The organism is Psychrobacillus lasiicapitis (genome assembly GCF_006861795.1).
Lineage (GTDB): Bacteria > Bacillota > Bacilli > Bacillales_A > Planococcaceae > Psychrobacillus > Psychrobacillus lasiicapitis.
The window spans coordinates 13,538-28,083 of sequence record NZ_VDGH01000017.1 but is presented as its reverse complement, the minus strand read 5'-3'; the positions used below and the strand labels follow the sequence as shown (position 1 = coordinate 28,083).

Genomic DNA, 14,546 nt, shown 5'->3' with positions numbered 1-14,546 from the left:
GAGTTAACTTGTTTTAGGAAAATTGGTTCCTCTCAGACTACAACTGGTTACTTTCGACAACTGTTTGGTCTCCCATAGCCACTTATTGGATTTGCATGGTCAAAAACTGTGGATGATTTTCTTTAGTAAGTCGATCATAAATAACCAGTGAATCAGAATCCATTTATAGCTCTTATAACTGCCGAGCCAAATAGCAAGAATTCTCCATTGATTGAAGCGGAAGGAGGCGACTCCTGCGGGAATCAAGCGGGACAGGTGAGACCCCGCAGTGGAGCGACAGCGACCGAGGAGGCTCACCGCCCGCCCCGCGGAAAGCGTCCTCCTGAAGCGAAAATCCTAGCGGTTACCTAATAAAATTTCTTACCGCACAGTTTCCCTAGAATGCGCACTAGTCGTCGACAAGAGACAGCCGATTAATCTAACTTGCTAGTTCCCATTAATAATAGTTGATAAAAAGTTATCTACATACCATAGCCTTTATCATTTCCTAAAACACAAAAAAGCCTTCCTCTTTTGTAAAAGAGGAAGACCTTTTTAGCTTTCCATTTGTTTTGCCAGGAAATTTGCAGCGGTTTCAATTGCTTTTAGTTCCGCTTCCCCGATAAAATGCACTTTTGATATTAAAAATACTGCCCCAATTGGATCTCCGGATGCAATTATAGGCGCGATACAATAGGACTTAACTGTTTCAAAAATCCCCGGTACCCACTCTACAGAGTTTTCGTGTTTTTCCATCACAACGGATCTTTTACTCACTATTTCCTCTACATCTGGGCTTAACCTACGATTTAAATAATCTTTTTTTGATAATCCTGCTGCTGCAATCATTTCATCACGGTCACTTATTAGAACCGGAGTTCCTAAAGTTTCATACAAAGTTTCCGCGTACTCTTTTGCAAAACTTCCAAGCTCGCTTATAGGCGAGTACTTCTTTAATATTACTTCTCCATCTCTATCCGTAAAAATTTCCAACGGATCTCCTTCTCGGATGCGAAGTGTTCGACGTATTTCTTTCGGGATAACTACTCGCCCTAAATCATCAATACGACGTACGATGCCAGTTGCTTTCATGTAATTTGCCTCACTTTCGACAGATTGGAAACTAAAATTCATTTCTGCCATAGTATGCATCACATTACCAAAAAATATGCAAAGTGGTATTTAGCTTATGCTATTTCTTTTTTTGCCTCTGGAAGAACTAACATCATTTCTTCTAATACGTCAAACGGATCAAATTTACCTGTTTTCCGTTCATCTATTGTAATGACCAGATTGCTATTATCCATCGTAAATCCTACCCCACGTCCATATTTCATAGACTTCTCTACAAGTAAGGCACCATTTATATTTTGTGTTCCTTCTACGCTAAAACGAATAGATACGGTTTTATTTACTTCTTTAATGGATTCGACTCCCGCTGATTTACCATAAACCTTCATACGGGCAATACGTAGTAATTTCTCTGCTTCAAGCGGTAAATCGCCGAAACGGTCCTGTAATTCGTCTACAAGATCTAAATATTCTTCTTCCTTCTCCATTGCTTTCACACGTTTATACATTTGAATTTTTTGATAACCGTCTGGAATATACTCATCTGAAATATAAGCGTCCGTCGATAACACAATTTCTAAATCTGGGATTTCCTCTTTTTTAATTCCTGTTCTTTTTTCTTCTATTGCATCTTCAAGCATTTGTGTATATAGATCGAAACCAACCGAATCGATAAATCCATGTTGCTGAGATCCAAGTAAATTACCTGCTCCTCGAATAGAAAGATCTCGCATGGCAATTTTAAAACCAGAACCGAGCTCCGTAAACTCTTTAATCGCCTGCAATCTTTTTTCAGCTACATCCGTCAGCACTTTATCTCTTTGATGCATTAAATAAGCATATGCCACCCGGTTGGAACGGCCTACACGACCACGTAATTGATAAAGCTGCGACAATCCCATTTTATCTGCGTCATGAATAATCAGCGTATTAACATTAGGGATATCAATACCTGTTTCAATAATAGTCGTCGTGACTAAAACATCGTATTCTCCTTCTAAAAAGCTAATAATAACCGATTCAAGCTCCGTTTCAGACATTTGTCCATGTGCAAATCCAACTCTCGCACTTGGTACAAGCATTTGAATTTCATCTACTTTTCGAGTAATATCTTCTACTCGATTGTACAGATAAAATGCCTGTCCTCCCCTTGCTAGCTCTCGTTCAATCGCTTCTCTGACAAGTGCTCCATTATATTCCATCACATACGTTTGAACAGGAAAACGGTTTTTAGGTGGTGTTTCGATAACAGATAAATCTCGTACTCCAATCATCGACATATGCAATGTACGTGGAATTGGTGTGGCAGTTAGCGTTATAACGTCTACATTTGTTTTTAATTGTTTAATCTTTTCTTTGTGCTTTACACCAAACCGTTGTTCTTCATCGACAACGAGAAGTCCTAAGTCATGATAAACAACGTCTTTTGATAAGATTCGATGCGTTCCTACTACAACGTCTACCATTCCCTTTTTAAGTCCATTAATTGTTTCAGTTTGTTGTTTTTTGGAACGGAAACGACTAAGTAAACCTACTTCAATGGGAAACTCTTGAAACCTTTCTAGCATCGTCTCATAATGCTGTTGTGCAAGGATGGTTGTAGGGCAGAGAAATGCAACTTGTTTTCCTTCCATCACCGCTTTAAATGCAGCTCGAATAGCTACTTCCGTTTTCCCATATCCTACATCGCCACATACTAAACGATCCATTGGACGGGCTCTTTCCATATCCTGTTTCACTTCACTAATAGTACGAAGTTGATCTTCGGTTTCTTCATAAGGGAAAGCAGCCTCAAATGATTGTTGCATTTCACCATCTGGCTCAAACGCATATCCTACTTCAGCTTCTCTTTTGGCGTATAGTTTTATCAGCTCATCTGCAATATCCTGAACGGCTGCAGATACTTTTGTTTTTGTTTTCTTCCAGTCTGCTCCACCTAGTTTATGAAGCTTTGGGTCCTTTTCTCCAGAAGCAACATACTTTTGAATAAGATCTATTTGGTCGACCGGAACGAATAATTTATCTTCGCCGCGATATCGAATATGCAAATAATCTTTATGAATACCGTTAACTAATAGCGTTTCTATTCCAATATATTTCCCTATCCCATGATGGATATGTACGACATTGTCTCCGGGTTTTATTTCGGAATAGCTTTTAATCCTTTCTGCATTTGATACTTTTTGTGTTCTTGTTTTTTTCTTATGCTTTTGTTTAAATAACTCAGCGTCTGTAATAACAGCAATTCTTTGTAATGGTAATTCAAAGCCTGCATCTAAATCTCCTTCTACAACAAAAATACCAGGCTGCTGTAAATCATTTGTGGAGGCCCCTATCTTGGATACTATTTCATAATCTTCTAGAACAGTATGGACTTTCGAAACACGGTCTTTTCCGTCAGCTAATATAACAACGCGAAATTTCCCTTGTATAAACCGCTCCACTTCATTTTTCAATAAATGCATTTGTCCATGAAAGTTTTGCATTGGTTTGCAAGAGATAGTTACATTTTTCTTAATCGATATTCCTGAGAATGTTCGTGAAAACAAAGAAAAGTAGACTTTCTCATTCGGAAGCATGTGTATAATATCTTTTAAATGAAACGAAGGCTTTACATCATGAACTGTTTTTCCTTCTTCTAATAACGATAAAAACCAGTCATTCTCTTCTCTCTCTAACGTATCTGCTACTTCTTGAACTCTTCCAAGCTCATCAAATAAAACCATCCCATCTTGATTGAAATAGTTCCCTAAAAAGCTATTATCTTCATCTAATAATGAGACGTATTTCATAAACTCTTTCGGCTGTTCACCTTGTTTTAATAATTCGATATCATGTTGAATGTTTTGGTAAAATTGATCTTTCATTTCTTGTAGTTTAACTTTTTTTAAGCTTTCTGCTAAAGACTGTTCTAATTTATGTGCAAGTAGTTTCTTTTTATCCGCTGTTAAGACATACTCTGTAGCTGGTAATATTCGAATATCCTTCAACTTTTCTAAAGAACGTTGATCTTCCGCAGAGAATGTTCGAATGGAATCTACTTCTGTATCAAATAACTCTATACGTATTGGATTCTCTAAATACAAAGGATAAATATCAATGATTCCACCCCTTAATGCAAACTCTCCAGGAGCAGTAACCATTGGTTGTCTTACATATCCCATATCCACTAAACTTTGGAGGAAGGATTCTAGTATAATTTCATCCCCTTCGGCTACGGAGATTATACTTTCTTTCCAGTCTTTTACGTTTGGCATATACTTTTTTAATCCAGCGATAGGGACAATGTATATTCCATTTTTTTTCGTAAACATATGATCTAATGCTTCCAGACGCTGTGCACGAAGCTCTGGGCTTGTAATGGATATATCTGCAGCTATAAGCTCATCAGCAGGATATAGGCGCACTAATTCCTCTCCAACAAGCTTTACTAAATCCTCTGTCAGTTTTTGAGCATGTAGCAAATTGGGAGTAACAATTAGTATAGCTTTCTGACGTTCCTTATAGAGCATCTCTGTGAAGACGGCTCTTGCACTAGAAGTGAGACCAGTTATTAACTGTTGGTCATTTCCACTCTCTAATTCTTTTACTAGTTTTTGTATATGTGTATCTTCGATTAATAGATTGCTTAAAAGTTCCATTCAATCCTCCCCTATCCAACAAACAAAAGAACTTCTTTGAATGATAATAAAACAGAAAAGGCTTTGTGCACGAAATCGTGCCAAAGCGTCTTTACTGTATCCATTTTTTTAATGCATAATAGTTTGGAAACGTTTGAAGAGAATTCTGACATTCTTCACATATGCATTGCACGGTATACTCTCCCTCAGCTCCACTTACTATGTATTCATGTTGTTCTTCCGGTGTTATTTCATGTTTAGTTAGAAACTGTTCATCTATACTATCAAATGGTAATTGACCAATTTCTGTTTCACAATGGCGGCATTTATAATGAATCGGCATAACCATCAAACCTCCTTTTAGGAAGTATAGGTCTTTTCGTTAAATTTTATGCACCATTGTATTTATTCATCACTTCTAAAAAACTTTTCGACAGCCAATCCTCACATGCATCTGCGCTTTTTTTCACTGCTATTTCCATTTCCATTCTTTCATCGTCACTAAATTTGGATAGCACATAATCCGGAACTTTCATCCCGTTCGTTGGTCGATCAATTCCTATTCGAATACGGTTAAATTCTTGCGTCCCTAGGTGCTGAATAATAGACTTAATGCCATTGTGTCCTCCAGCACTTCCTTTTTGACGAAGTCGAAGCTTCCCTACTTGTAAATCTAGATCATCATAAATAACTACAAGGTCATCATCATCTACTTCAAAATAATCCATCATCGGCACGATACATTCACCCGATAAGTTCATGTATGTTAACGGTTTCAAGAGCATTACCTTTTCTGAGCCGATATGAGAAATACCATACATCCCATTAAACTTCGATTGAGTGAGTGGTATGTTGAAGCGATTTGCAAGCTCGTCAATTACATGAAAACCAATATTATGTCTCGTTGCTTCATATTGCTTCCCTGGATTTCCTAGACCAACAATAATTTTCATTCATTTCCATTCCTTTAATACGTATTTCCTTTATTTTATCATAAGAAAAGCATAAGCGCCTATATTAGAGGGGTGTGGACTAAGTTTCTGTATCATGTCGAACCAAGCAGAGCTCTGATGCAGAAGGATACTTACTTATCTTCTTAATAAAACAAAAGAGATTGCCTTAAGACAATCTCTTTTGTTTTATTCTTCTGTTTTTGTCTCTTCAGTTGTTTCTTCTTCTGTATCCGTCTCTTCTGTATCTTCTACTCTCGGTGCTGACACGGTAGCTAATGTGTAATCATCCTCGTTTACAATAGCATACTCTATTTTATCGCGAACATCTGCAACCGTTAACGTGTCACCGATTGCCATTCCCGATACATCAACATCAATGCTTTCAGGGATACTAGATGGTTTTACAGTAATGGTTATTTCTCTATTTGGTTGTTGCAGCAATCCACCCTCAGATACACCTACTGAATTACCTACAACATTTACTATAACGTTTACGTCTAATTCTTCTTGCATGTTAATCGCTAAAAAGTCTGCATGAATCATTTGACCCTTTAGTATATTCATCTGGTAATCACTCATCACCGCGTTAACTGTTTTACCGTTAACCTCTAGCTTAATGACTCCATTACGACCAACTTCACGAAGCGTTTTAGTTAAATCTTTTTCTTCGACCGCGATGGGCTGTGATTCTACTTCAAAACCATATACAACAGCAGGAATAAATCCATTATTTCTTAACTTATTATTTTCTTTACGCCCTCTTGCTTGTGCTTTTACAGTTGTACTCATCTATTTCTCATCCTCCCGATAGTTGTCTACCAATATGTATACCCACTATCAGAAGTCTTCAAACATTATTTAGATAAATCTCAATCAAATAAAGTACTTACTGACTTTTCTTCAAATACACGTACGATTGCGTCCCCTAATAATTTCGCTACTGATAATTCTTTAATTTTTGGAGATACTTTTTCTTCTGATAATTGAATAGAATTTGTGATCACCAATTCCTTTATTACTGAGTTATCGATACGTTCAATAGCTGGACCAGATAGTACTGCATGCGTACAGCAAGCATAAACTTCTTTCGCACCACTTTCCATTAATGCTTGAGCCGCAATGGAAATAGTTCCAGCTGTATCAATAATATCATCGATTAAAATAGCGGTCTTACCTTCTACATTACCGACAATATTCATTACTTCCGCAACATTTGGACGCGGGCGACGTTTATCGATGATTGCGATCGGTGCTTTTAAGCGATCCGCCATTTTACGAGCACGTGTTACACCGCCATGGTCTGGAGATACAATAACTAATTCCGCAGGATCAATATCTTTCTCTAAGAAATAATCAGATAAAATAGGCGCTGCCACGAGATGGTCAATCGGAATATTAAAGAATCCTTGAATTTGTGGAGCATGTAAATCCAAAACGATTGCACGAGTTGCCCCTGCTGTTGTTAAAAGGTCTGCTACGAGTTTAGCCGTAATCGGTTCACGAGCACGTGCTTTTCTATCTTGACGCGCATATCCGTAGTAAGGTAATACAACACTTATTGTACGAGCAGAAGCACGTTTTAAAGCATCTAGCATAATTAATAATTCCATAATGTGCTCGTTTACAGGAGCAGATGTTGATTGGACGATAAACACGTCACACCCGCGGATACTTTCTTCAATATTGATTTGTACTTCGCCGTCACTGAATCTAGTAACTGTGCTTTTCCCTAGTGGAACTCCTACTGCGTTTGCGATTTCTTCAGCTAATTCTTTATTAGAGTTTAAGGTAAATATTTTTAACTTCGAATTTGCATATTGTTCTGACATGATAATCCTCCTGAGGAATCGGTTATTTTAGTTTTAGTTTATTTACGTAGCCTTCTTTATTTTCTTGTCGTGCACGACCTATTGCAAGTGCTTCACCAGGAACGTTTTTTGTAATAGTAGATCCAGCAGCAACGTAAGCTTTATTACCAATAGTGACAGGTGCTATTAAATTAGAGTTACATCCAACAAAAGCATCGTCTTCGATTGTTGTTACAAATTTATTTTTTCCATCATAATTTACTGTAATCGTTCCACAGCCGATATTTACATTTGAGCCAATTGAAGCGTCACCCATATAACTTAAGTGAGAAATTTTACTACCATTTCCTACTGTCGACTTTTTCACTTCAACAAAGTTACCAATCTTCACGTCATTTCCAAGTTCAGATTGTGGTCGAATATGCGCAAATGGACCAATTGTTGTATGATCACCCACTTCACTCGATAATACAACGGATGAATGGATAGTTGTTCTATTACCAATAACACTTGAAACAAGGTGACTGTTCGGACCTATTATACAATTTTCTCCAATGGTAGTTTGTCCTTCAATCATAACTCCTGGTTGGATGACTGTGTCTGCACCAATTACCGCATCACTGCTAATGTATGTACTCTGAGGATCAATAATTGTGACACCTTCACGCATATGACGATGAGCAATACGGGATCGCATGATCTGTTCTGCTTGAGAAAGTGCGATTCGATCATTTATACCAAGAATTTCATCAAAGTCCTTTGCGGCAAAAGCAGAAATTACTTCTCCTTCTTTTTGCAAAATTTCGATTACATCAGGTAAATAATACTCACCTTGTGCATTTTCGTTTTTCACTAATTTTAATGATTTAAATAAAGCTTCATTATCGAAACAATAAGTACCTGAGTTAATCTCATTTACAAGCTGTTCCTCTGCAGAGGCATCTTTTTGCTCTACAATGCTTTTTACATTTCCGCCTTCTGCACGGATTATTCTTCCATAACCAGTAGGGTCATCAGCAATGGCAGTTAAAATCGTTGCTTTAGCTCCTGTTTGTTTATGATGATTCAATAACTCTTTCATTGTTTCCGCTGTAATTAGGGGCGTATCCCCACAAATTACAATAGTCGTTCCAGATAAATTGGCAAGTGTTGTTTCTGCTTGTAAAACTGCATGCGCTGTACCTAGTTGCTCTGCTTGTAGTACATACTCACTTCTATTTCCTAATTCACTTTGAACAACTTCTGCACCATGACCAACTACTGTCACGATTTTTTCAACGCCTAGCTTTTCCATGTTGTCTATAACATGTTCCACCATAGGCTTTCCACAGACAGGATGCAGTACTTTATATAGATTTGACTTCATACGAGTTCCTTTACCAGCTGCTAGTACAACCGCAAAAGTATTTGTCATATTCCGAATTCCCTCCAGTGGGCTAATTTCCTCTTTTGACTATAGCGGAAATGAACCGATTTTTCAAGGAAATATCTCTTGACAAATACATGACAAAGCAAGTATTATAGATAAATTTATTGCACAAAAAAACCATCTCTGGAATAGAAATGGTTTTGTTGCGCATTTTTTAATTGTTCTAAATTTTTACGAATCTCACCACAGAAGAATGATATCTTAGGAGAAAAGCTGTTGTGATTAAACATAGGCGCTTTCACTTTTTATATATTATACGCTGGCCTCTGTGAGTTTCTGTTCTTCCGCATCACTACTTAAATGATACGCATACAATACAGCTTCTTGAATTTTGTTTCTCGTTCCAGGATTTATTGGATGGGCAATATCCCTAAATTCACCTTCTGGAGTTCTTTTACTAGGCATTGCAACAAATAACCCAGCATTTCCATCTATCACTCGAATATCATGCACAACAAATTCGTTGTCCAGTGTAATGGAAGCGATAGCACGCATACGACCATCTGTTAGTACTTTGCGTAACCTCACGTCAGTTACTTCCATTTAATCACCACCCCTTTTTCATAGTTGCATCTCTTTCTATCCATTACTATTCCACAAGAATTTCATTTTTCCTTCTTTTATATAAGAATATTTTTAATATTATAAAATAAAAAACATTTTACTTTAGGATAGATTCACAGTTTAGGGAAACTGTGCGGTAGTGAGTTGAATGAAAGTGTCCTCAGGATTTCCGCTGCAGGGCGGGCGCTTTCCGCCGGCTTGGCTTCAGCCGCTTCCTTCGCTACGCTCAGTCCAGGGTCTTCAGCTCAAGCTATTCCGGCTGGAGTCGCCACCCTTTCGCTACAATCCAGTAGAGTCTGCTAATTACTCCATAATGAGACACTAAATTTAGTACTATATTGCATTTTCTATGGATGAAAACCTTTGATTAGTCAGCAAGTTCTATTGATTGAAGCGCAAGGCGGCGACACCTGCGGGATCAGCGGGACAGGTGAGACCCCGCAGGAGCGTGCGACGAGGAGGCTCACCGCCCGCCCCTCGGTAAGCGTCCGCCTGGAGCGGAAATCAATTGCCTTTGCCGTTTCTCTTTACCTCATAGTTTCCCTTGCTTCTTATATAAAAAAAAGTATGTTCTCCGAAGAAAACATACTTTATGTTTAAACTATTGCAATCACTTCAATTTCCACTTTTACGTCTTTTGGTAATCTTGCTACTTCTACAGCGGAACGAGCTGGTTTATGACCTGCAAAATGTTTTTCATAGGCATCGTTGAATTCTGCAAAATCATTCATATCTTTTAAAAACACCAATGTTTTAACAACTTTGGATAAGGAAGAGCCTGCTTCTGTTAAGACTGCTTCTAAGTTTGCAAATACTTGTGCCGTTTGTTCAGTTATAGAACCTTCTACGACTTCTCCTGTTGGTGTTAATGGGATTTGGCCAGAGCTATAAAACATTCCATTTACGATAACTCCTTGTACGTAAGGCCCGATTGCTGCTGGTGCATTAGTTGTTGATACTGCTTTCATCTAAACTTCCACCCTTCACAAAATAGTTTCCTTCTGTTAAAGCAATTGTACCACTTTTTTCATTTACTTCGTGTAGTTTTACTAGAGATAAATAATCTTCTACTAACTGCTCGCCTTCATGCTCGGCTTCTACCAATACAGCAATGCCTGCAAGCTCACAATTGAATTCCTCTAGCAAGCTTTTCATCCCGTTAATCGTTCCACCGACCTTCATAAAGTCATCTGTGATTAACACACGTTGTCCTTTTTCCATACTTCTTTTAGAAAGAACCATCGTTTGAATACGTCTGGCTGATCCAGAAACATAATTAATACTAACCGTTGGACCTTCCGTTACTTTGCTGTCTCTTCGCACAACAACTACTGGTACATTTAAATGTCTGGCTATGGCGTGCGCAATAGGAATTCCTTTTGTAGCAACCGTCATAATCGCATCTATTTTTTCATCAGCAAAGGCAGAAGCAAACACTTTCCCTACTTTATTCATTAGAGCTGGGCTTCCTAACAAATCGGTCATGTACAAGTAGCCACCCGGTAACAAGCGTTCTGCTTTAGAAAGTTGTTCCATCAGCTCTTCTGCAACAACTTTTACATCTGCATCCGTCATCGTCGGGATAAACTTTACACCACCTGCTGCTCCAGGTACAGTTACAAGTAAACCGCTACCTCTTTCTTCAAATGTTTCTTTTACAATCGTTAAATCTTCACTGATAGAAGATTTAGCTGATTCATATAAAGAAGCAAAAAATGTCAAAGGGATTAATTTATGAGGATGTTCCATTAAGAATTGCGTCATGTCTACTAATCGTTCACTTCTTTTCCACTTCATCCAATCACCTCCAAATACGAATATTTTATAAAAAACTTAACACAAACATCCGTATTTAAGCAAGTGTGTCTCTGTCTCCGATTAATCGAACAGCGTATACTTCATCACAAAAACCACGAAGTCCGTTATATACTCTTTGTACTCTCGATTCCTGATTTACTAGCCCGAATACAGTTGGACCACTACCACTCATCAATACGGCATCTGCCCCAAATTTTTGCATCTGCTCTTTTAATACTGCTACTTCCGGATATAGTTTTAATGTGACATCTTCTAATACATTCCCTACCGATGCACACATCAATTCAAAATCCTTTTTCTTGATCGCTTGAATCATTTGTTCTGTATTTGGATGTGTTATGTCATTTATTTTTAAATTCCCATAAATATCTGCAGTTGAAACTCCAAGTGTTGGCTTAGCTAGAATGACCCAGCAATTTGCAGGAGATGGCAGTTTTTGAATTTTTTCGCCTCTTCCAGTTGCAAGTGCCGTTCCACCGTAAACACAGAAGGCAACATCTGAACCGATTTTAGTAGCTACCTGAGCAAGCTCGTCCAATGTAAGTCCTAAATTCCATATCGTATTTAATCCTCTTAAAGTGGCAGCTGCATCACTACTTCCACCAGCTAGTCCAGCTGCAACAGGAATGTTCTTTTCGATTTTTATCGAGACGCCAAGCTTCACATTGTACATTTCTTTTAATATCTTCGCAGCCTGATATGCTAAATTGCGATGATCATTTGGAACAAAACGATCGACCGATAGTATATGTATAGCTCCATCTTCTCTTACTTCCAATCCAATACGGTCTGCTAAATCAACTGTCGTCATTATCATTTCAACTTCATGATACCCGTCTGGACGTTTATGTAGTACATCAAGGGTTAGGTTTATTTTGGCAGGTGCTTTTACATAGTACATCCCATCTGCTCCTTTTCCAACATATATTGTTCCCTATTTTACCATAGTACATAAGAAAAGCGGAAGCGCCTATGTTAGCACGATACACTCTATGGTCACAATGACTGTCTGACTGCTTCGTAAAGTATCCTAAGTACGCCAAATTGTGTCGACCTAAAAAAAGAAAAGGCAGATATCTCTGCCCTTTCTAGTGCTAGTTGCTCTGTTTTTGAGAATCTCGCTTACTTTGGTGATTTCATTTGTTGTTCAGCCATTTCAATTGCTCTTTTCACCATATTACCTGCATCACGTGATTTTATTCCACCCCAGCCCTCGGTTTTGACTACGTCATAAAATCCAAGATCTTTTGCTATCTCTTCTTTTAATTCATTAGACATAATACCTTTTCTCGCCATGTGGTGAATCCTCCTTTATTAACAACTAGCCTTTCTAGTATGTCCCGTAAAACAGAAAAAACTCTTTTTCCATTCGAATGAACAGAGAAAGAGCTTTTTCTAATATAAAATATAAAAGTTCTAGATACTCATTTTAAAACGATTAAATTATTTGCTTCATCAAAAATAGTGATTTCTACTGCTTCTGTCAAAATGTCTGCATAACTATAAGATACACGTTCAAAAGAATTTTCATCTTGATCCAAGTCGATAACGAATACGGCGTGATAAGTTTCTCTTAATACACCAGCTCGTTCGATTGTTTTCTTACGTCCCCCGTTTGCTTTTAATTGCAAACGCTTGCCTAAATGATGATCTAATGACTTCTTAATATCAGCTAAAGTTTTTGGCATTCCGCTTACACCTCACTGAATATTACTATATCATGTATTTATTTTTTTGTCAAACAAAATATTTTAACAACCAGAGGCACTCTTTGTCAACGTTTTTATTTCATTCTACGAATACTTTTGTTTATAAACATTACTAATATTGTAACAAGTAGGATTAATGAAAATGGGGATACAATTCATCCGCTAAACGTCCAAATTCTTCAATAGTTAAAGTTTCCCCTCTTCTAGTCGGATTAATACCTACTTTTTCTAAAGATTGTAGAATTAACTCTTTCTTCTGTTTCCCATTTGGCAAGGAAGATTGCAAATTATTGATAATCGTTTTTCTTCTTTGGACAAATGATCCCCTTGATACTTTAAATAAAAAGTCTTCATCGATTACATGTACGGGTGGTTCTTCATGTCGCGTTAGCTTGATAACCGCTGATTCCACATTAGGTTGAGGCATAAAAACCGCTTTTGGAACGATCATAGCCACTTCTGCTTTCATGTAGTATTGAATGGCTATAGAAAGAGACCCGTATGCTTTTGTTCCAGGTTTCGCTGTAATTCGGTCTGCCACTTCTTTTTGCATCATGACAACCATCCCTCGAATAGGAAGGCGGTCCATTAACAATTTTAATAAGATAGGTGTAGTTACATAGTAAGGTAAATTTGCCACTACCATGACATCTTTATAGCTCTCCAGCTTGTCTGCAAATATTTGCTTTACATCTGCTTCTAATATATCAGAATGGACAACTTCTACATTATCATACGGGGATAGTGTATCCGCTAATACTGGTAATAGTCGTTGGTCAATTTCAAAAGCAACTACTTTACCTGCTGCTCTTGCTAAATGCTCTGTGAGAGCACCAATTCCTGGACCAATTTCTATTGCTGCAGAATCTTTTGTAAGTTCAGCATGAGCTACAATATTTCTTAAAATATTCGGATCGATTAAAAAATTTTGTCCTAAGCTCTTTTTAAAAGAAAAACCATACTTTTTTAGTATCTCTTGTGTGCGAACCGGGGTAGCTATATCTTTTTGCATAAATTATTTTTCCTCCATATCCAGCTGTAAAATTGCTTCTGCTAGCTGCTCTTTGCTAATTTGAAAAATGGAAAGTCGCTTTTGTAATTGTTTCCCATTTGTATACCCTATTTTCAATCGCTCTCCGAGTCTTGTTCTTCGTTCTTTGGAGTTTGGAAAGCCAATCAACTTTCCTTCTACCAGCATATTTAAAGGAATATCCTCTGTTACATCCGTATCGGTCTTAGGTGTATAAACACTTGCAAGAGCAAGTCGGATATCTTCATCTTTTGCATGTTCGATTCCAAGTCCCTTTCCGTTTTTGGCAACGGTCTTTTCTTTCGTTAAAAATGCATGCTTCACATTAGGGACATGCTCTTCGATAATTGCACGAATCCTTCTTCCAGGGTAATCCGGATCTGTAAAAACAATCACCCCTCTTTTATCCTGCGCATGCTGTATTTTCATCAGCGTCTCTTTAGAAATAGCAGATCCGTTCGTTTCTATCGTATCTGCATCGACAGCGCGTTTAACAGCAGTTGTATCATCCTTACCTTCTACAACAATTACTTCTTTTATTCGCAAAGGTACTTCCTCATTTCTA

The 14,546-nt window shown here is 37.7% G+C and carries 16 protein-coding genes; 1 reads left to right on the top strand and 15 read right to left on the bottom strand.

Annotation, left to right across the window (positions count from 1 at the left end; all coding sequences use genetic code 11):
* Positions 1-534: 534 nt before the first annotated feature.
* The 8 genes from spoVT to spoVG all read right to left on the bottom strand — a co-directional run bounded on the left by spoVT (position 535) and on the right by spoVG (position 9,403).
* The gene (spoVT, locus tag FG382_RS21590; protein ID WP_142540949.1) at positions 535-1,071 is read right to left on the bottom strand and encodes a stage V sporulation protein T; all 537 of its coding nucleotides are present in this window, start codon (positions 1,069-1,071) and stop codon (positions 535-537) included.
* Between the two features lie 95 nt (positions 1,072-1,166).
* A complete protein-coding gene (gene mfd, locus FG382_RS21585) occupies positions 1,167-4,691 on the bottom strand; it encodes a transcription-repair coupling factor (RefSeq protein WP_142540922.1) in 3,525 nt (1,174 codons plus the stop codon).
* A gap of 91 nt (positions 4,692-4,782) precedes the next feature.
* Positions 4,783-5,013, bottom strand: a complete 231-nt coding sequence (locus FG382_RS21580; protein ID WP_142540921.1) for an anti-sigma-F factor Fin — start codon at positions 5,011-5,013, stop codon at positions 4,783-4,785.
* Positions 5,014-5,059: 46 nt separating this feature from the next.
* Positions 5,060-5,623: an aminoacyl-tRNA hydrolase gene (pth, locus tag FG382_RS21575; RefSeq protein ID WP_142540920.1), complete on the bottom strand. Its 564-nt coding sequence runs from the start codon at positions 5,621-5,623 to the stop codon at positions 5,060-5,062.
* A 186-nt stretch (positions 5,624-5,809) separates the two neighbouring features.
* A complete protein-coding gene (locus tag FG382_RS21570; protein WP_142540919.1) occupies positions 5,810-6,412 on the bottom strand; it encodes a 50S ribosomal protein L25/general stress protein Ctc in 603 nt (200 codons plus the stop codon).
* Positions 6,413-6,492: 80 nt separating this feature from the next.
* Positions 6,493-7,452, bottom strand: a complete 960-nt coding sequence (locus tag FG382_RS21565; RefSeq protein ID WP_142540918.1) for a ribose-phosphate diphosphokinase — start codon at positions 7,450-7,452, stop codon at positions 6,493-6,495.
* Positions 7,453-7,474: 22 nt separating this feature from the next.
* The gene (glmU, locus tag FG382_RS21560; protein WP_142540917.1) at positions 7,475-8,845 is read right to left on the bottom strand and encodes a bifunctional UDP-N-acetylglucosamine diphosphorylase/glucosamine-1-phosphate N-acetyltransferase GlmU; all 1,371 of its coding nucleotides are present in this window, start codon (positions 8,843-8,845) and stop codon (positions 7,475-7,477) included.
* A gap of 267 nt (positions 8,846-9,112) precedes the next feature.
* Positions 9,113-9,403, bottom strand: a complete 291-nt coding sequence (gene spoVG / locus FG382_RS21555; RefSeq protein WP_142540916.1) for a septation regulator SpoVG — start codon at positions 9,401-9,403, stop codon at positions 9,113-9,115.
* A 384-nt stretch (positions 9,404-9,787) separates the two neighbouring features.
* On the opposite strand from spoVG, the gene FG382_RS21550 reads away from it, so the two are divergent.
* Positions 9,788-10,024 carry a hypothetical protein gene (locus FG382_RS21550; RefSeq protein WP_142540915.1) on the top strand — a complete coding sequence of 79 codons (237 nt, stop codon included), beginning with the start codon at positions 9,788-9,790 and terminating at the stop codon, positions 10,022-10,024.
* Here FG382_RS21550 and FG382_RS21545 read toward each other — a convergent pair.
* From FG382_RS21545 to rnmV, 7 genes are all read right to left on the bottom strand, one after another.
* Complete coding sequence (locus FG382_RS21545) at positions 10,021-10,392, bottom strand: RidA family protein (RefSeq protein ID WP_142540914.1); 372 nt, start codon at positions 10,390-10,392, stop codon at positions 10,021-10,023. The two genes, FG382_RS21550 and FG382_RS21545, sit on opposite strands and share 4 nt — an antisense overlap.
* Positions 10,370-11,221: a pur operon repressor gene (purR, locus tag FG382_RS21540; protein WP_142540913.1), complete on the bottom strand. Its 852-nt coding sequence runs from the start codon at positions 11,219-11,221 to the stop codon at positions 10,370-10,372. The genes FG382_RS21545 and purR overlap by 23 nt, the downstream gene beginning before the upstream one ends.
* A 55-nt stretch (positions 11,222-11,276) precedes the next feature.
* Positions 11,277-12,143 carry a 4-(cytidine 5'-diphospho)-2-C-methyl-D-erythritol kinase gene (ispE, locus tag FG382_RS21535; RefSeq protein WP_142540912.1) on the bottom strand — a complete coding sequence of 289 codons (867 nt, stop codon included), beginning with the start codon at positions 12,141-12,143 and terminating at the stop codon, positions 11,277-11,279.
* A 221-nt stretch (positions 12,144-12,364) separates the two neighbouring features.
* The gene (locus tag FG382_RS21530; RefSeq protein ID WP_093276510.1) at positions 12,365-12,538 is read right to left on the bottom strand and encodes a small, acid-soluble spore protein, alpha/beta type; all 174 of its coding nucleotides are present in this window, start codon (positions 12,536-12,538) and stop codon (positions 12,365-12,367) included.
* A 128-nt stretch (positions 12,539-12,666) separates the two neighbouring features.
* Positions 12,667-12,930: a biofilm formation stimulator Veg gene (veg, locus tag FG382_RS21525; protein ID WP_142540911.1), complete on the bottom strand. Its 264-nt coding sequence runs from the start codon at positions 12,928-12,930 to the stop codon at positions 12,667-12,669.
* Between the two features lie 154 nt (positions 12,931-13,084).
* Entirely contained in the window at positions 13,085-13,963 is an 879-nt protein-coding gene (gene rsmA, locus FG382_RS21520) for a 16S rRNA (adenine(1518)-N(6)/adenine(1519)-N(6))-dimethyltransferase RsmA (protein ID WP_142540910.1), read from the bottom strand.
* A 3-nt stretch (positions 13,964-13,966) separates the two neighbouring features.
* The gene (gene rnmV / locus FG382_RS21515; protein WP_142540909.1) at positions 13,967-14,527 is read right to left on the bottom strand and encodes a ribonuclease M5; all 561 of its coding nucleotides are present in this window, start codon (positions 14,525-14,527) and stop codon (positions 13,967-13,969) included.
* Positions 14,528-14,546: the final 19 nt, after the last annotated feature.